This is a genomic window from Serratia sp. FDAARGOS_506 (genome assembly GCF_003812745.1).
Classification (GTDB): Bacteria; Pseudomonadota; Gammaproteobacteria; order Enterobacterales; family Enterobacteriaceae; genus Serratia.
This window is the reverse complement of the sequence record NZ_CP033831.1, coordinates 973,271-990,968: the sequence shown is the minus strand read 5'-3', so window position 1 is coordinate 990,968 and position 17,698 is coordinate 973,271. Positions and strand designations below refer to the sequence as shown.

The window sequence follows — 17,698 nt, the reverse complement described above, 5'->3', positions numbered from 1 at the left end:
GGGGGCGCCTCGTTATTCGATGACGACCAGCGGCTCGTCATATTCGACCGGTTGGCCGTTTTCCACCAGGATGGCTTTCACGACGCCGGACTTGTCCGCTTCGATCTGGTTCATCATTTTCATGGCTTCAACGATGCACAGGGTATCGCCGGCGTTCACTTTCTGGCCCACTTCCACGAAGGCTTTCGCGTCTGGGCTTGGGGTACGGTAGAAGGTGCCTACCATTGGAGAACGAACGACGTGGCCACTCATGGCCGCCGGTGCCGCAGGAGTTTCTGCCGCAGGTGCGGTGGCAACGGCGGTAGCCAGAGCTGGCTGCTGCTGTGCCGGCATCGCGTATGCCTGCTGCATGACTGGATAAGCCTGCGCCGGTGCGGCGCGGCTGATGCGAACCGATTCTTCGCCTTCAGAGATTTCCAGTTCAGAAATACCTGATTCTTCAACCAGTTCGATCAGTTTCTTGATTTTACGAATATCCATGAGTGTGATTCCGTACTCTTTTTGTGGAGCAATTAGTGGGTTTTCGACAGACGGTTAACCGCTGCCTGTAAAGCGAAAGCGTAGCCATCCGCGCCGAGGCCGCAAATCACGCCTACCGCTACGTCTGAGAGATAAGAGTGATGGCGGAAAGGTTCGCGGGCGTGCACGTTGGACAGGTGGATCTCGATGAACGGGATCTGCACCGCCAGCAACGCATCGCGCAGCGCCACGCTGGTGTGCGTGAACGCCGCCGGGTTTATCAGAATGAAATCGGTATTGCCGCGCGCCTGATGGATGCGATCGATCAGCTGATACTCGGCGTTGGACTGCAGATGGCTCAGGGTAATATCCAATGCGGATGCCTGGTTTTCCAATCCGTTAACAATCTCTGTCAGCGTCGTGCTGCCGTACTTCTCCGGCTCACGCGTCCCCAGCAGATTGAGATTGGGGCCGTTCAGAAGCAAAATGTGAAACTTATCCGCCATTGTGCTGGTATCTCCGGCAATAAAACCATCATCGTAGAAAATAACCCGATGTTACCGATTTGTCACCTGTTAAGGGGCAAATTCACCCTGAGAACAGAAACAAGGTCGGGCATTATAACGATATCGTAGCAATTCGCAGCTAAATACTGGTCTTATCAGCGAAGATATTCAACCCCAAATCGACGAACATGGGGTTCCGTGACAGGAATATGAGCGCTGGAACACAGAAAAAGTTCCCGCCGGCGGCGCGCGTTTTTCCGCAGCGATGGCGCGCGCCGCCGTGCGATTCAGCGCCACCAGGCGCGGAATTTCTTGTAACGCAGGCCCAACAGCGCCACCGCCACCAGCGCGTAAATGAACGGCTGGGGGGAAAACGTTTTGACCGACCACAGGTAGTGGATGGGGGCGAGGATCGCCGCCAGATAGACGAAGTTATGCAACGTTTGCCATTTGGCGCCCAGTTTGCGCATCGCCCACAGCGTCGAGGTGGCCGCCAGCGCCAGCAGAATCAGCCAGGTGAGGATGCCGAGCGTCAGATAAGGCCGGTTCACCAGCTCACTGCCCAACAGGCTGAGGTTGCTCAGCCCAAGCTCCAGCGTGGAGTAGCTTATCAGGTGCAGCGTGCCCCAGGCAAAACACCACAGTCCCACCAGACGGCGGCAGCGGATCAGCAGCGGCTGACGGGCATAGCGCGCCAGCGGGGCGATCATCAGCGTGGCCAGCAGCAGTTTCAGCGTCATCCTGCCGGTAAAATGCTGGATGTCCTTGGACGGATCGGCGCTGAACCAGCCTTGATCCACCGCCAGCACCAGCCAGAGAAAGGGCAAGAATGCCACCAAATGCAGGGCGGCTTTCAGCCATTTGATATGAACAGGCGTCAGGCGCACTTAGAAATTCTCCCGCAGATCCATGCCGCGATACAACGACGCCACTTGGTCGGCATAGCCGTTGAACAGCAGCGTCGGTTGGCGTTTGACGTCGAGAATGCCGCCGGAGCCGATGAAACGCTCGGTGGCCTGCGACCAGCGCGGATGATCGACGTGCGGGTTCACGTTGGCGTAAAAACCGTACTCGTTCGGCGCGGATTGGTTCCAGGTGGTCGGCGGCTGATCGCGTACCAAACGGATATGCACGATCGATTTGATGCCTTTAAAGCCGTATTTCCACGGAGTGATCAGCCGCAGCGGCGCGCCGTTTTGCGGTGGCAGGGTTTTGCCGTACACGCCGACGGTCAGCAGCGCCAGCGGATGCATCGCCTCGTCCAGCCGCAGCCCTTCGACGTAGGGATATTTCAGGCCGCCGCCGATAAAGCGATCTTTCTGGCCGGGCATCTGCTCCGGATCGTACAGCGTCTGAAAGGCCACGTAGCGCGCGTTGCTGTTCGGCTCGGCCAGCTTGAGAAGCTTGCCCAGTTCGAAACCGATCCACGGCACTACCATCGACCAGGCCTCGACGCAGCGCATGCGGTAAATGCGCTGTTCCAGCGGGAAACGCTTCATCAGATCGTCGATATCCAGCGTTATCGGCTTTGCCACTTCGCCGTCGATGCGCACTTTCCAGCCTTCGGTTTTCAACCCGCCGGCGTTGGCGGCCGGATCGGCCTTGTCGAGGCCGAATTCATAGAAGTTGTTGTAGCCGGTGACCTTGTCTTCCGGCGTCATCGCCAGCTGCGCCTGCCAGGCGGCCGGTTTGCTGAATTCCAGCGCTTTGCCCGGCGGCGCCTTGGGGCGATCGTTACCCTTGAACCACGACAGCAGGTCTGCCTGGGCGCCGGTAGGCAGCGCCAGCGATGCGGCAGTGATGCCGAGCGCCTGCAGCACTTTGCGCCGCTGGTGGAACACGCTCTCCGGCGTGACGTCGGCCTCGGTCAATTTGGGGTGTTTGTTCATGCTTATGCTCTCCGCGACTGATTCCCGCCGCCAGCGAGCGGCTAACGGGTCTCCATGAAATAAGCATGGCGCTAAAGCCGGCCGGAAGCGAGGGGGCGCGGGAAAATATGAAATTTCGCAGAAGCGGGCGATCCCCCCGTTGCCGGGGGGAGTAAGGTCAGCGGATTTTCACCAGGGTACGACCGGTGATTTGGTTGTTCAGCAGTGCGGCGGCGGTGGCCGGCGCCTGCTCGAGGGTGATTTCATGCGTGGCTTGCTGATAGAAGCTGTCCGGCAGAATACCGGCCAGTCGTTCCCAGGCGGTTTGGCGGCGATGCAGCGGCGTATGCACCGAATCCACGCCCTGCAGACGCACGTTGCGCAGAATGAACGGCATCACAGTGGTCGGCAGTTGATAACCGCCCGCCAGGCCGCAGGCGGCGACGGTGCCGTTATAGTTCATCTGCGCCAGCACCCGCGCCAGCAGTTTGTCGCCGACGGTGTCCACTGCGCCGGCCCACAGCTGTTTCTCCAACGGGCGCGGCGTGTCGATATAGCCATCGCGCGACATCACCTCTTTGGCGCCGAGCGTTTTCAGATAGTCGGTATTGCTGTCGCGGCCGCTGATGGCGGTCACCCGGTAACCCAGCGCCGCCAGCAGGGCGATGGCGGTGCTGCCCACGCCGCCGCTGGCGCCGGTAACCAGGATATCGCCGTCGTCCGGGTGCACGCCGCCTTCCTCCAACGCCATGACGCACAGCATGGCGGTAAAGCCGGCGGTGCCGATGATCATCGCCTTGCGCTCATCCAGGCCATTCGGCAGCGGCACCAGCCACTCGCCGGAGACGCGCGCCTGCTCGGCCAGGCCGCCCCAGTGATGTTCCCCCACGCCCCAGCCGGTGAGCACCACGCTTTGTCCCTCTTTGAAGCGATCGTCGCGGCTGTGGCGCACGGTGCCGGCGAAGTCGATGCCCGGCACCATCGGGAAGTTGCGCACGATCTTGCCTTTGCCGGTGATCGCCAGCGCATCCTTATAGTTCAGGCTGGACCAGTTGATGTCGACAGTGACATCGCCTTCCGGCAACCGATCGCTGCCGATATCTTTGATTTGAGCCAGAGTTTGGTCGTTTTGTTGTTCCAATAACAGTGCACGCATGTCACTCTTCCTCTCGTTTACACTTTTCTATCAATGGCTGAATCGCATTTATTTGACTATATGCATAATAAGCGGCCCAAGTCCTGATAAAGGACAAAAATGACGCTTGCAGGTTTTATTCCTCGGCAAGGCTTGTTAGGGTTGGACGGCCCTTTTTTAGCTAAAGGGTGAACACTCACTTAACCATAGCGGACAAGGCACAGGGATGCGATTTACCACCAAACTCTCTGCATTGATCACTCTGTTGGTCGCGCTGGCGATGTTTTTGATGCTGATGGGATGCTCATACAGCTTCTTTTACGTTACCCAGGATCGCCAGGAGCGTCGCTTTGATTCGCTGGTCACCTCCCTCGATCAGGCCATGTTGCGCGAGTCGCCGCGCGATCAGGAGAAATGGTTGCCGATCGTCATGCGCCCGCTCGGCATTGTGTCGATCCGCGTAGAGGCCGGCACCAGTCAACTCCTCAATTATAAATTGCCGACGCTGAAAAAAGAGCCCTGGGATGCGCTGAACGGCTATCGTCAGGTCTCGCGGCCATTGCTGCAACATCCGGGCAGTACGCTGTACATTACCTACCTCGATCCCTTCGCCAGCGACGTGCGCACGCTGCAATCCACCGCCGCCGTCACGCTGTCGATCGTCGTCATGGTGGTGATTTTACTGTTCAGCCTGCGCTGGCTGCGTGAGCAGGCCGACGGCGAAGATCGTCTGGAACGCCGCGCGCGGCGCATTCTGAACGGAGAGCGCGAAAACGTTATGCAGGGCGACGTGCGTGAGTGGCCGGCCAACGTCAGCGGCGCGCTCGACCGCCTGCTGGCCGATCTGGCGGAAGCGCGGGAAGAGCGCAGCCGGGTCGATACGCTGATCCGCGCCTTCGCCGCGCAGGACGCCAAAACCGGGCTGAATAATCGCCTGTTCTTCGATAATCAATTGACCACTCAGCTGGAAGACGAAGGTTCGCACGGCATTGTGATGATGGTGCGGCTGCCCGATTTTGAGACCTTGCGCGACACGCACGGCAGCGTGGCGGTGCAGGAGCTGATGTATTCGCTGGTCAATCTGCTGTCTACCTTCGTGATGCGTTACCCGTCGGCGCTGCTGGCGCGCTATTTCCACAGCGATTTTACCGTGCTGTTGCCGCATCGAACCCTGAAGGAGGCTGACGGCATCGCGTCACAGCTGGTCAACGCCATCGATGCCTTGCCTTCCACGGCGCTGATCGATCGTGAGGCCTTCCTGCACATCGGCATCGTGGCGTACCGCAGCGGCCAAACCACGGAGCAGGTGATCGATTACGCGGAGCAGGCGACGCGCCACGCCACGCTGCAGGGCGAAAACGGCTGGTATGTGTATGACAGTCAGGTGCCGGAAAGGGGGCGCGGCAGCGTCAAGTGGCGCACGCTGCTGGAACAGGTGCTGGCGCGCGGCGGCCCGCGGCTGTATCAGAAACCGGCGGTGACCGTAGCAGGCGAGGTACACCACCGCGAGATTATGAGCCGGATTTATGATGGCACTCAGGAATTGCTGCCGTCGGAGTATATGCCGCTGGTGCAGCAGCTGGGGTTGGCGGAAAGTTACGACCGCCAACAGGTGAGCCGCATCATCCCCTTGCTGGCGCAATGGCCTGAGGAAACGCTGGCGTTCCCGCTCTGTGTGGACTCGATTTTGCAGCGTTCTTTCCAGCGTTGGCTGCGCGATACGCTGTTGCAGTGCGAAAAAAGTCAGCGTAGGCGAATTCTGATTGAACTTGCGGAGGCAGATGTGTGTCAACATATCGACCGTTTGCGTCCGGTGCTGAGGTTGTTGTCAGGGCTGGGCTGCCGCCTTGCGGTGTCCAAAGCGGGTTTAACCGTGGTCAGTACATCCTATATCAAGTCGTTGCAGGTGGAGATCGTCAAGCTCCACCCGGGGTTGGTGCGGAGTATCGACAAGCGGGACGAGAATCAGCTGTTCGTGCAGAGCCTCACCGGCGCCTGCGCGGGCACGCACGCGCAGGTGTTCGCTGCCAGCGTACGCACGCGTAATGAGTGGCAGACGCTGAAAGAGCGTGGCATTCACGGTGGGCAGGGCGACTTTTTCGCGGCGCCGGAACCGATCGACGTGGGGCGTAAAAAATATTCACGTCGTTATCGCGTTTAAGCTGATTGCCGGACAATAATTGACGTAGAATGAGCGCCGGATCCATCTGGGCCATGTCACCCGTCATTTTGGAGTTTTCTCCAATCTGCCTGCGACAACGACGCCTATTTGAGATAGGCTCTTGTCAGCTTTTATCTGGTTGACGTTGGTAGGTGCTTACCATCGGCGGCAATCAGGGAATATGTTAGATTTTATGAGCTGTGTTACGCCGTTTCGTGCGTTGACAGGGTGGTAAACTGAGCCTTTGTTCAGGGAATTCAGGCCTCATCCAATTTCCGTGCATTCGAGCAGAAACAATACAGACTATTTTTCACCGAAGTAGAACGTTTTTGCGCCTTGTCGCTGCTTCGTGTGGTTGGTAAAGTAGGCGGATTTTATTTTCCGCCCCCAGCTTGCAGGATTATCCTTTCGTTATGTTTAAGAAATTTCGTGGCATGTTTTCCAACGACTTGTCCATCGACTTGGGTACCGCCAATACCCTGATTTATGTTAAAGGGCAAGGCATCGTACTGAATGAACCTTCGGTGGTTGCCATTCGCCAGGATCGTGCCGGCTCCCCAAAGAGCGTAGCGGCCGTCGGTCATGACGCCAAACAGATGCTGGGCCGCACCCCCGGCAACATCGCGGCTATTCGCCCGATGAAAGACGGCGTGATCGCCGACTTCTTCGTGACCGAAAAAATGCTGCAGCACTTTATCAAGCAGGTTCACAGCAACAGCTTTATGCGCCCAAGCCCGCGCGTGCTGGTCTGTGTGCCGGTCGGCGCGACCCAGGTTGAACGCCGCGCTATCCGCGAGTCCGCCCAAGGTGCCGGCGCGCGTGAAGTGTTCCTGATTGAAGAGCCGATGGCGGCAGCGATCGGCGCAGGTCTGCCGGTCTCCGAAGCGACCGGTTCCATGGTGGTGGATATCGGTGGCGGTACCACTGAAGTGGCGGTGATCTCGCTGAATGGCGTGGTGTACTCCTCTTCCGTGCGCATCGGTGGTGATCGTTTCGATGAAGCCATCATCAATTATGTGCGCCGCAACTACGGCTCGCTGATCGGCGAAGCGACCGCCGAGCGCATCAAGCACGAAATCGGTTCTGCCTATCCGGGCGACGAAGTGCGTGAAATTGAAGTCCGTGGCCGTAACCTGGCCGAGGGTGTACCGCGCGGCTTTACTCTGAACTCCAATGAAATCCTCGAAGCCCTGCAAGAGCCGCTGACCGGCATCGTCAGCGCGGTGATGGTTGCGCTGGAGCAGTGCCCGCCAGAATTGGCCTCCGACATTTCCGAACGCGGCATGGTATTGACCGGCGGTGGCGCACTGCTGCGCAACCTCGATCGCCTGCTGATGGAAGAAACCGGCATTCCGGTCGTAGTGGCGGAAGATCCGTTGACCTGCGTGGCGCGCGGTGGCGGCAAGGCGTTGGAAATGATCGACATGCACGGCGGCGATTTGTTCAGCGAAGAATAGTCAGCCCCTGGAAGGAGGAATCGTATCGGATGAATGCGCACAGCGAAAATCGGGTACGGTTCCTCTTTCTGTTGTCGAGGAACTCGCATAATTTATGAAGCCGATTTTTAGCAGGGGGCCTTCCCTGCAACTGCGACTTTTTTTGGCGGTGATTGCGGCCATTGGCCTGATCGTTGCCGACAGCCGGCTCGGTACGTTCGTGAAGATACGCAACTACATGGACACCGCAGTCAGCCCTTTCTATTTTCTGGCCAACGGGCCGCGTAAAGTTTTGGACAGCGTGTCAGAAACGCTGGCCACCCGCCAACAGCTGGAGCTGGAAAACCGAGCTCTGCGGCAGGAACTGCTGCTGAAAAACAGCGATATTCTTCTTCTTGGCCAATTCAAGCAGGAAAACGCCCGCTTGCGCGAGCTGCTGGGTTCTCCGCTGCGCCAGGACGAACACAAGATGGTCACCCAGGTGATCTCCACCGGTTCCGATCCTTACAGCGATCAGGTGGTGATCGACAAAGGGTCGGATAACGGCGTCTATGAGGGCCAGCCGGTGATCAGCGACAAAGGCGTGGTCGGTCAGGTGGTCGCGGTGGCGAAGGTGACCAGCCGCGTGCTGCTGATCTGCGATGCCTCGCACGCGCTGCCGATCCAGGTGCTGCGCAATGATATACGGGTGATTGCCGCGGGCAGCGGCTGCGCCGACGACCTGCAGCTGGAGCACCTGCCGAACAACACCGATATCCGCGTTGGCGACGTGCTGGTGACCTCCGGCCTCGGCGGCCGCTTCCCGGAAGGCTATCCGGTGGCGGTGGTCTCCTCGGTCAAAGTCGACAACCAGCGCGCTTACACCGTGATTCAGGCGCGGCCGACCGCCGGTCTGCAGCGCTTGCGCTACCTGCTGCTGCTGTGGGGCGCCGATCGCAACGGCGATATGCCGTTGCCGCCGGACGAAGTGCACCGCGTGGCCAATGAGCGCCTGATGCAGATGATGCCGCAGGTGCTGCCGCCTGCCGGCTCGGTCGGGCCGCAGCTGCCGGCTCCGGCTACCGGTGTGGCGCCGCAAACCGCCGCTCCGGCGTCTGCCCAGCCTCCAGCTCAGCCTGCCGCAGCGGGAGTGGTGCAATGAACAGCTACCGCAGCCACGGGCGCTGGATAATCTGGCTGTCGTTCCTGGTGGCGTTGGTGCTGCAAATCATGCCGTGGCCGGAGCAAATCTACATGTTCCGGCCTTCCTGGCTGGTGTTGATCCTGATCTACTGGGTGATGGCCTTGCCGCACCGGGTCAACGTCGGCACCGGCTTCGTGCTGGGGCTGATCATGGATCTGATCCTCGGTTCCACGCTGGGCGTGCGCGCGCTGGCGCTGGGCATCATCGCCTACCTGGTGGCGTTCAAATTCCAACTGTTCCGCAATATGGCGCTGTGGCAACAGGCGCTGATCGTCGTGCTGCTGTCGCTGTCGATGGACGTGGTGGTGTTCTGGGCTGAGTTTTTAGTGATCAACGTCTCTTTCCGCCCAGAGGTGTTCTGGAGTAGTGTGGTAAACGGCATTTTGTGGCCGTGGTTATTCCTGTTGATGCGCAAAATCCGCCGTCAGTTCGCCGTACAGTAAGGGTATTTATACCCAAAAGATTTCGAGTTGCAGCAAGGCGGCAACCGAGTGAATACCCAGGAGCTTGAGTTACCAAGTGACTGGGTTGATTGAGGGCAGCCAACGCCGCTGCAGCTTGAAATATGAAGGGTATATCAATGACTTCGCTTTATCTGGCCTCCGGCTCCCCGCGTCGACGTGAACTGCTGACCCTGTTGGGCGTATCGTTCGACATTCTGCTGACGAATACCGAAGAGCAGCGCCGGGAAGGCGAAGCCGCCGAAGCCTATGTGCGCCGGCTGGCGCAGGACAAGGCCAAAGCGGGCGTAGCGCTGGCGCAGGAAGATCGGCCGGTGCTGGGCGCCGATACCATCGTGGTGCTCAACGGCCGGGTGCTGGAGAAACCGCGCGACGAAGCCCATGCGGCGGAAATGCTGGCGGCCCTGTCCGGCAAACAGCATCAGGTGATGACGGCGGTGGCGATCGCCGATCGCCACGACGTGCGCTGCCAGCTGGTGGTGACCGACGTGACGTTCCGCAGCCTGTCACAACAGGATATCCGCGACTATATTGCTACGGGCGAACCGATGGACAAAGCGGGCGCCTATGGAATTCAAGGAAAGGGTGGTTGTTTCGTCAGAACGATAACCGGGAGTTATCACGCGGTGGTCGGTCTGCCGCTGGTCGAAACACATGAGCTGCTCAGTAATTTTGTCGCATTACGTGATGTAAGAACCGGTTGATGGGCGCTGCCATTATCGACCGGCTCTGAGGAGAAGGCATGACAGCTGAGCTACTGGTTAATATCACACCGTCTGAAACGCGGGTCGCCTATATCGATGGCGGCATTCTGCAAGAGATCCATATCGAACGCGAATCCAAACGCGGCATCGTCGGCAATATCTATAAAGGGCGCGTCAGCCGCGTCCTGCCGGGCATGCAGGCGGCGTTCGTCGACATCGGCCTGGACAAGGCCGCCTTCCTGCACGCCTCCGACATCATGCCGCATACCGAATGCGTCGCCGGTGACGAGCGGAAAAACTTCCACGTGCGCGACATCGCCGAGCTGGTGCGCCAGGGGCAAGACCTGATGGTGCAGGTGGTGAAAGATCCGCTCGGCACCAAGGGCGCGCGTCTGACCACCGATATCACGCTGCCTTCGCGCTATCTGGTCTTCATGCCGGGCGCGGCGCACGTCGGCGTTTCGCAGCGTATTGAAAGCGAAGCCGAGCGCGAGCGCCTGAAATCCATCGTTGCGCCGCACTGCGACGAGCTGGGCGGTTTTATCATCCGCACTGCGGCGGAAGGCATTGGCGAGGAAGAGCTGGCGCAGGACGCCGCGTTCCTCAAACGCCTGTGGACCAAGGTGATGGAGCGCAAGAAGCGCAACCAGACCAAATACAAGCTGTACGGCGAGCTGGCGTTGGCGCAGCGCATCTTGCGCGATTTCGCCGGCGCGGCGCTGGATCGCATCCGCGTCGATTCGCGTCTGACGCACGATCTGCTGGTGGAATTTACCGGCGAGTACATCCCGGACATTACCAACAAGCTCGAACTCTATACCGGCAGCCAGCCGATTTTCGATCTGTACGATGTGGAAAACGAGATCCAGCGCGCGCTGGAACGCAAGGTTGAGCTGAAGTCCGGCGGCTATCTGATCATCGATCAAACCGAAGCGATGACCACGGTCGACATCAACACCGGCGCCTTTGTCGGCCATCGCAACCTCGACGAAACCATCTTCAATACCAACATCGAGGCGACGCAGGCCATCGCGCGTCAGCTGCGGCTGCGCAACCTGGGCGGCATCATCATCATCGACTTTATCGATATGAACAACGAAGAGCATCGCCGCCGGGTGCTGCACTCGCTGGAGCAGGCGTTGAGTAAAGATCGGGTAAAAACCACGATCAACGGCTTCTCTCAGCTAGGCTTAGTTGAAATGACGCGTAAACGAACGCGTGAAAGCATTGAACATGTGCTCTGTCACGATTGTCCTACTTGCAATGGGCGCGGCACCGTGAAAACGGTGGAAACCGTGTGCTACGAGATCCTGCGCGAGATTGTGCGTGTGCACCATGCTTACGATTCCGATCGCTTCCTGGTGTACGCTTCGGCGGCGGTCGGCGAAGCGCTGAAGAGCGAAGAATCGCATGCGCTGGCCGAAGTGGAGATCTTCGTCGGCAAACAGGTAAAGGTGCAGATCGAACCGTTGTACAGCCAGGAGCAGTTCGACGTCGTCATGATGTAGCCCGCCCGACATCGTAAGGGCCCGGCATGCCGGGCCCGTCAGTGCATAGATATTCCCGTTGCCAGGCAGCGGAGCAAGGAGAACTGCGTGAGGCGACTGCCTGGGATTCTGTTAGCAACAGGCGCCACCCTAATCGTGATTGTGGCGCTGCTGATCAGCGGGCTGCGCCTGATGCTGCCGAAGCTGAACGACTACCGTCCCCAACTGCTGGCGCAGGTGGAGAAGCTGTCCGGTGTGCCCGTGCGAATGGATTTTGTGCAGGGCAGTTGGGAAACGTTCGGCCCACAGCTTGAAATGCGCAACCTGAGCGTTACGCTGCCCAAAAGCGATGTGCATATCGAACGCGTGACGCTGGCGCTGGACGTGTGGCAATCGCTGCTGCACTGGCGCTGGCAGTTCCGCGACCTGACCTTCTATCAATTCCGCCTCGACCTGAACGCCACGCTGGGTGGCGACCAGCAGGGCGACGGCCTTGAGCCGGGTAAAATCAGCGATCTGATGCTGCGCCAGCTTGACCACTTCGATCTGCGCGACAGCCGTATCTCATTCCTGACGCCCGCCGGCGCGCGCGCCGAATTCGATATTCCTCAGCTTACCTGGCTCAACGGCCGCGATCGCCACCGCGCCGAGGGGCAGATCAGCCTGTCGACGCTGAACGGCCAACACGGTGTGGTGCAGCTGCGCATGGATCTGCGCGACAATCAGGGGCTGCTGGACACCGGCACGGTCTATCTGCAGGCCGATAACATCGACATGAAACCCTGGTTTACCCGCTGGCTGCGCGCTAACACCGGGCTGGAAAGCGCCGACTTCAGCCTGGCGGCCTGGCTGCAGGTGCAGAACGGCGAGATTGCCGGCGGCCATGCGCTGCTCAAACAGGGGGCGGCCAACTGGGATACCGGCGCCGCACAGCACCGGTTGGACGTAGACAATCTGGCGTTGTCGCTGCGCCGCCAGGGCACCGGTTGGCAGCTCGACGTGCCACAGCTGCGGTTGAGCACCGATGGCCAGGTCTGGCCGCAGGGTACGCTTTCCGCGCTGTGGCTGCCGGAAAACACCAAGTTCATGGGGCCGCCGCAGAATGAAGAGCTGCGGGTACGCGCGACCAACATTCAGCTGGAACGCCTGTCGGCGCTGCTGCCAACCTTCTCTTTCCTCAGCCCGGACGTGCTCGATCGCTGGAATGATTTGCAGCCGCAGGGGAAGATGGAAGCCTTGGCGCTGGATATCCCGCTGAAGCAGCCGGAAAAGAGCCGTTTTCAGGCGCTGTGGCACGACGTCAGCTGGCAACGTTGGGAGCTGTTGCCGGGCGTCAACCATTTCTCCGGGGCGCTGAGCGGCGGGGTGGAGAACGGCCGCCTGACGCTGGGGCTTACCGACAGCACTCTGCCTTACGGCGACATGTTCCGCGCGCCGCTTGAGGTCAGCAGCGCGCGTGGCGCGCTGACCTGGCGCTATAACGATCGGGGTTGGGAGCTGGCGAGCCAGGGGCTGGACGTCAAGGCGAAGTCGCTGTGGGTCAACGGCGATTTCCGCTATCAGCAGCCGGCCAAGGGCGATCCGTGGCTGAACATTCTGGCGGGCATCCGCCTGTATGACGGCGCCGACGCCTGGCGCTATTTCCCGGAACCGCTGATGGGCAAACATCTGGTGGACTACCTGAGCGGCGCCATTCAGGGCGGCCAGGTGGATAACGCCACGCTGATTTATTCCGGCGATCCCCAGCACTTCCCGTACCGCAAAAACGAAGGACAGTTCGAAGTCTTTGTGCCGTTGCGCCACGCCACCTTCCAGTTCCAACCGGGCTGGCCGGCGCTGACCGATTTGGCGATCGACCTTGACTTCGCCAACGAGGGGCTGTGGATGCATGCGCCGCAAACCCGGTTGGGCAAGGTGGCGGGCAAAAACATCAGCGCGGTGATCCCGGATTACCTGAAAGAGCGGCTGTTGATCGACGCCGAGGTGGCGGGCGCAGGCAGCGACGTGCATGACTACTTCATGCAGACGCCGCTGCACGATTCGCTGGGTGCGGCGCTGGATCAGCTGCAGATTGGCGGTAATGTCAGTGGGCGCTTACATCTCGATATTCCCCTGGACGGCGAGCAGGTCAGAGCGACCGGTGAAGTGGCGCTGAACAACAATTCGTTGCTGATTAAACCGCTGGATAGCGAACTGCAAAAGCTCAGCGGCAAATTCCGCTTCGACAACGGCAACCTGCAGAGTGACCCCCTGTCTGCCACCTGGTTCGGGCAGCCGGTGGCGGTCAACTTTTCCACGCAGGAAGGCGCTCGCGACTACAAGATTGACGTCGGCCTGAAGGGCGATTGGCAGCCGGGCAAGTTCCCCGGCCTGCCGAAAGAGGCCGCCGATGCACTCAGCGGCAGCGCGCCCTGGCAGAGCCAGGTGGCCATCACGCTGCCGCATCAGGGCTCGGCCAGCTACGATATCGGCCTCGACGCGGATCTGAAGAGAGTAAGCAGTCACTTACCTTCGCCGCTGGATAAGGCGCCGGGCGAGGCGTTGCCGGTGAACGTCAAGGTCAAAGGTGGTTTGAACGGCTTCATGCTGACCGGCAGCGCGGGTAAGCAAAACCGCTTCAACAGCGAATGGAGCTTCGACAAAAAACAGGTGAATCTGACGCGCGCCGCCTGGCAAACCAACGGTGGCGGCACGCCGCCGCTGCCGGCCGGTAAGTCGATGACGCTGAACCTGCCGGCGCTGGATGGTGAGCAGTGGCTGGCGCTGCTGGCTCCGGCACTGAAACAGGGGGGAGGCAACGGTCAGGTGGGCGGTTTCAGCTTCCCTACCACCGTAGCGTTGACTACACCGCAACTGCTGTTGGGCGGCCAGGCTTGGCATAAGCTGACGCTGTCGGCCGAAAAACAGCTTGGTGCCACCGTGGTGAGCGCCAAGAGCGATGAAGTGGACGGCAGCCTGCGGGTGGCCGATCGCGGGCCGTGGCGCGCCGATATCAACTACCTGTATTACAACCCGCAGTTCGCCGAGACAAAAAACGCGGCGGGTACGCCGCCGCCGTCGAGCGAGAAAATTTCCTTCCGCGACTGGCCTTCGCTGATGCTGCGCTGCAAGTCGTGCTGGGTGCTGGGGCAAAACCTCGGCAAGGTTGAGGCGGATCTGACCAATCGGGGGGATACCCTGACGCTGGATCACGGCCTGGTCGACACCGGCAAAGGCCGCATGAGCGCCACCGGCCTGTGGAAACAAAATGCGCAGGAAGAGCGCAGCTCGCTGAAAGGCAAGCTGCTTGGCGGCAAGATCGATGAAACCGCCGCCTTCTTCGGCATCACTATCCCGCTGAAAGATGCGCCTTACGACGTGGACTTCGATCTGTACTGGCACGGTACACCGTGGCAGCCGCAGGTCAATACGCTGAGCGGTGCGCTGCAGGTCAAGATGGGCAAAGGCGAGATCGACAGCATGGGCGGCGGCCGCGCCGGTCAGTTGCTGCGATTGGTCAGCTTCGACGCCTTGCTGCGTAAACTGCAGTTCGATTTCAGCGATACCTTCGGCAAAGGCTTCTACTTTGATTCCATCCGCAGTACCGCCTGGTTGAAAGATGGCATAATGCATACTGACAACCTGTTGGTTGACGGACTGGCGGCGGATATCGCCATGAGCGGCCAGATCGATCTGGCGCGCCGCCGTATCGATATGGAAGCGGTGGTGGCGCCGGCGATTTCGGCGACCGTCGGCGTGGCCACGGCGTTTGTCGTCAACCCGATCGTCGGTGCGGCGGTATTTGCCGCTTCGCAGGTGCTGGGACCGCTGTGGAGCAAGATTTCGCTGATTCGCTACCACATCGGCGGCGATCTCGACCAGCCGAAGATCAACGAGGTACTGCGTAAGCCAAAGGAGGATAAGGCGTCATGAGGAATGCTAACGTTGCGTTGTTGCAGTTGTGCAGTGGCGATCAGGTGCGTGACAACCTGGCCCAGATTGAACAGCAGATTAAACAGCTCAATGCCGGGGTAAAACTGGTCATGACGCCGGAGAACGCGCTGCTGTTCGCCAACTCTGCGGCCTACCGCCAACAGGCGGAAAAACAGGGCGATGGTCCGTTGCAAAATGCGGTGCGCGAGCTGGCGCGCCGTTATGGCGTGTGGTTGCTGGTGGGCTCGATGCCCTTAATCAGCCGCGAAAACCCGGAACTCATCACCACCAGCAGCCTGTTGTTCGACGATCAGGGCGAGATCCGTGCCCGTTACGACAAGTTGCACATGTTTGATGTGGACATCAATGATGCGCACGGTCACTACCGCGAGTCGGATACCTACCAGCACGGGCAGCACCTGACGGTGGTGGATACGCCGGTAGGGCGCTTGGGTATGACCATATGCTACGATCTGCGCTTCCCCGCGCTGTTCCAGGCGCTGCGGGCGCAGGGTGCCGAGCTGATTTCGGTGCCGGCGGCCTTTACCCGGGTCACCGGCGAAGCGCATTGGGAGATCCTGCTGCGCGCTCGGGCGATCGAGAACCAGTGCATGATCCTGGCGCCGGCGCAGGTGGGGCGCCACGGGCCGACCCGCCGCACCTGGGGCCACTCGCTGGCTGTCGACGGCTGGGGCAAGGTGCTGGCCGAAAATGCGGACGCCGTGGCGGCATTGAAGGTGCGCGTGGACACTGCAAGCCTGCAAACGCTGCGGCAACAGATGCCGGTATTGCAGCACAACCGATTCCAGACGTCGCTGACGGTGCCGTCTGACAAGTTATCCTCCAATCAAGAGTGAAACCATTATGAGCCTGACGTTTGTCAGTGAGCAGTTACTCGCTACCAACAAGCTGAGTCATCAAGACCTGTACTCGGTACTGGGTCAACTGGCAGAACGCCGTATCGACTACGCCGACCTCTATTTCCAGTCGAGCTATCACGAAGCCTGGGTCATTGAGGACGGCATCATCAAGGATGGCTCTTACAATATCGACCAGGGCGTCGGCGTGCGCGCCGTCAGCGGCGAGAAGACCGGTTTCGCCTATGCCGATCAGATCACCCTGAATGCGCTGCAGCAGAGCGCCCTGGCGGCGCGCAGCATCGTGCGCGAACAAGGCGACGGGCGGGCGCACACTCTGGGCGAGATTGGTTACCGGGCGCTGTACCCGCTGCTCGATCCGCTGCAAAGCCTGCCGCGCGAAGAGAAAATCGCCCTGTTGCACCGCGTCGACAAGGTGGCGCGCGCCGCCGATGCGCGAGTGCAGGAAGTGAACGCCAGCATCACCGGCGTTTACGAACAGGTGTTGGTGGCGGCTACCGACGGCACGCTGGCGGCAGACGTTCGCCCGTTGGTGCGCCTTTCCGTCAGCGTGCTGGTGGAGCAGGACGGCAAGCGTGAGCGCGGCTCCAGCGGCGGCGGCGGCCGTTTCGGCTATGACTACTTCCTGGAAACCGTCGACGGTGAGGTGCGCGCCGATGCCTACGCCAAAGAAGCGGTGCGCATGGCGCTGGTCAATCTTGGCGCGGTGGCGGCGCCGGCCGGCAATATGCCGGTGGTGCTGGGGGCCGGCTGGCCGGGCGTGCTGCTGCACGAGGCGGTGGGCCACGGCCTGGAAGGCGACTTCAACCGGCGCGGCACCTCGGTGTTCAGCGGCCATATGGGTGAGCTGGTGGCTTCCGAGCTGTGCACCGTGGTGGATGATGGCACCCTGCAAGGGCGCCGCGGTTCGCTGGCGATCGACGATGAAGGCGTGCCGGGCCAGTACAACGTGCTGATCGAAAACGGCGTGCTGAAAGGCTACATGCAGGACAAGCTCAACGCGCGGTTGATGGGCGTCGCACCGACCGGCAACGGCCGCCGCGAGTCTTACGCGCATCTGCCGATGCCGCGCATGACCAATACCTACATGCTGGCGGGCCAATCGACACCGGAAGAGATCATCGCCAGCGTGGAGTATGGCCTGTACGCGCCGAACTTTGGCGGCGGCCAGGTGGACATCACCTCTGGCAAGTTCGTGTTCTCCACCACTGAAGCCTACCTGATCGAAAAAGGCCGCATCACCAAGCCGGTGAAAGGGGCGACGCTGATCGGCTCTGGCATCGAGGCGATGCAGCAGATCTCGATGGTCGGCAACGATCTGGCGCTCGATAAAGGCGTGGGCGTGTGCGGCAAGGAAGGCCAGAGCGTGCCGGTGGGCGTCGGCCAACCGACGCTGAAACTGGATACGCTGACGGTCGGCGGCACGGCGTAATCTTTCCTCAAGGGGCCATGTGATGGCCCCTTGTTCACTCCCCATTATTGAGTTTTTTTCGCCCGCGCAAAGCGTG

14 protein-coding genes are annotated in these 17,698 nt (G+C 60.4%); 9 read left to right on the top strand and 5 right to left on the bottom strand.

Going from position 1 to position 17,698, the window contains the following annotated elements:
- Window positions 1-12: 12 nt before the first annotated feature.
- The 5 genes from accB to EGY12_RS04960 all read right to left on the bottom strand — a co-directional run bounded on the left by accB (window position 13) and on the right by EGY12_RS04960 (window position 3,989).
- Window positions 13-480 (bottom strand): acetyl-CoA carboxylase biotin carboxyl carrier protein, encoded by a 468-nt coding sequence (accB, locus tag EGY12_RS04980; protein ID WP_019453176.1) that lies wholly within the window; start codon window positions 478-480, stop codon window positions 13-15.
- 32 nt (window positions 481-512) lie between these two features.
- On the bottom strand, window positions 513-965 hold the full coding sequence (gene aroQ, locus EGY12_RS04975; RefSeq protein ID WP_123892762.1) for a type II 3-dehydroquinate dehydratase: 453 nt from the start codon (window positions 963-965) through the stop codon (window positions 513-515).
- A gap of 287 nt (window positions 966-1,252) precedes the next feature.
- A complete protein-coding gene (gene msrQ, locus EGY12_RS04970) occupies window positions 1,253-1,852 on the bottom strand; it encodes a protein-methionine-sulfoxide reductase heme-binding subunit MsrQ (RefSeq protein ID WP_123892761.1) in 600 nt (199 codons plus the stop codon).
- Window positions 1,853-2,854 (bottom strand): protein-methionine-sulfoxide reductase catalytic subunit MsrP, encoded by a 1,002-nt coding sequence (gene msrP, locus EGY12_RS04965; RefSeq protein WP_123892760.1) that lies wholly within the window; start codon window positions 2,852-2,854, stop codon window positions 1,853-1,855. It lies immediately after the preceding gene.
- Window positions 2,855-3,011: 157 nt separating this feature from the next.
- Complete coding sequence (locus EGY12_RS04960) at window positions 3,012-3,989, bottom strand: MDR family oxidoreductase (RefSeq protein WP_123892759.1); 978 nt, start codon at window positions 3,987-3,989, stop codon at window positions 3,012-3,014.
- 205 nt (window positions 3,990-4,194) lie between these two features.
- Here EGY12_RS04960 and csrD point away from each other — a divergent pair, with 205 nt between their 5' ends.
- From csrD to tldD, 9 genes are all read left to right on the top strand, one after another.
- On the top strand, window positions 4,195-6,129 hold the full coding sequence (csrD, locus tag EGY12_RS04955) for an RNase E specificity factor CsrD (protein WP_123892758.1): 1,935 nt from the start codon (window positions 4,195-4,197) through the stop codon (window positions 6,127-6,129).
- Window positions 6,130-6,542: 413 nt separating this feature from the next.
- Window positions 6,543-7,586, top strand: coding sequence for a rod shape-determining protein MreB (gene mreB, locus EGY12_RS04950; RefSeq protein ID WP_003855260.1), 1,044 nt, complete (start codon window positions 6,543-6,545; stop codon window positions 7,584-7,586).
- A gap of 94 nt (window positions 7,587-7,680) precedes the next feature.
- On the top strand, window positions 7,681-8,706 hold the full coding sequence (gene mreC / locus EGY12_RS04945) for a rod shape-determining protein MreC (RefSeq protein ID WP_049201456.1): 1,026 nt from the start codon (window positions 7,681-7,683) through the stop codon (window positions 8,704-8,706).
- Window positions 8,703-9,191: a rod shape-determining protein MreD gene (gene mreD / locus EGY12_RS04940; RefSeq protein ID WP_004936918.1), complete on the top strand. Its 489-nt coding sequence runs from the start codon at window positions 8,703-8,705 to the stop codon at window positions 9,189-9,191. The genes mreC and mreD overlap by 4 nt, the downstream gene beginning before the upstream one ends.
- Before the next feature lie 137 nt (window positions 9,192-9,328).
- A complete protein-coding gene (locus EGY12_RS04935) occupies window positions 9,329-9,913 on the top strand; it encodes a nucleoside triphosphate pyrophosphatase (RefSeq protein ID WP_049201455.1) in 585 nt (194 codons plus the stop codon).
- A 38-nt stretch (window positions 9,914-9,951) separates the two neighbouring features.
- The gene (gene rng / locus EGY12_RS04930) at window positions 9,952-11,421 is read left to right on the top strand and encodes a ribonuclease G (RefSeq protein WP_063988560.1); all 1,470 of its coding nucleotides are present in this window, start codon (window positions 9,952-9,954) and stop codon (window positions 11,419-11,421) included.
- A gap of 87 nt (window positions 11,422-11,508) precedes the next feature.
- On the top strand, window positions 11,509-15,312 hold the full coding sequence (gene yhdP, locus EGY12_RS04925; RefSeq protein WP_123892757.1) for an AsmA2 domain-containing protein YhdP: 3,804 nt from the start codon (window positions 11,509-11,511) through the stop codon (window positions 15,310-15,312).
- On the top strand, window positions 15,309-16,169 hold the full coding sequence (gene nit1, locus EGY12_RS04920; RefSeq protein ID WP_123892756.1) for a deaminated glutathione amidase: 861 nt from the start codon (window positions 15,309-15,311) through the stop codon (window positions 16,167-16,169). Before yhdP ends, nit1 begins: the two co-directional genes overlap by 4 nt.
- Window positions 16,170-16,176: 7 nt before the next feature.
- Complete coding sequence (tldD, locus tag EGY12_RS04915) at window positions 16,177-17,622, top strand: metalloprotease TldD (RefSeq protein ID WP_123892755.1); 1,446 nt, start codon at window positions 16,177-16,179, stop codon at window positions 17,620-17,622.
- The last annotated feature ends 76 nt before the right edge of the window (window positions 17,623-17,698 follow it).

Bases quoted from the DNA above. Each gene is read 5' to 3' on its own strand.
- mreB (WP_003855260.1), top strand. From the start codon at position 6,543: ATGTTTAAGAAATTTCGTGGCATGTTTTCCAACGACTTGTCCATCGAC.
- rng (WP_063988560.1), top strand. From the start codon at position 9,952: ATGACAGCTGAGCTACTGGTTAATATCACACCGTCTGAAACGCGGGTC.
- aroQ (WP_123892762.1), bottom strand. From the start codon at position 965: ATGGCGGATAAGTTTCACATTTTGCTTCTGAACGGCCCCAATCTCAAT.
- mreC (WP_049201456.1), top strand. From the start codon at position 7,681: ATGAAGCCGATTTTTAGCAGGGGGCCTTCCCTGCAACTGCGACTTTTT.
- accB (WP_019453176.1), bottom strand. From the start codon at position 480: ATGGATATTCGTAAAATCAAGAAACTGATCGAACTGGTTGAAGAATCA.
- nit1 (WP_123892756.1), top strand. From the start codon at position 15,309: ATGAGGAATGCTAACGTTGCGTTGTTGCAGTTGTGCAGTGGCGATCAG.
- msrP (WP_123892760.1), bottom strand. From the start codon at position 2,854: ATGAACAAACACCCCAAATTGACCGAGGCCGACGTCACGCCGGAGAGC.
- EGY12_RS04935 (WP_049201455.1), top strand. From the start codon at position 9,329: ATGACTTCGCTTTATCTGGCCTCCGGCTCCCCGCGTCGACGTGAACTG.
- EGY12_RS04960 (WP_123892759.1), bottom strand. From the start codon at position 3,989: ATGCGTGCACTGTTATTGGAACAACAAAACGACCAAACTCTGGCTCAA.
- mreD (WP_004936918.1), top strand. From the start codon at position 8,703: ATGAACAGCTACCGCAGCCACGGGCGCTGGATAATCTGGCTGTCGTTC.
- tldD (WP_123892755.1), top strand. From the start codon at position 16,177: ATGAGCCTGACGTTTGTCAGTGAGCAGTTACTCGCTACCAACAAGCTG.
- csrD (WP_123892758.1), top strand. From the start codon at position 4,195: ATGCGATTTACCACCAAACTCTCTGCATTGATCACTCTGTTGGTCGCG.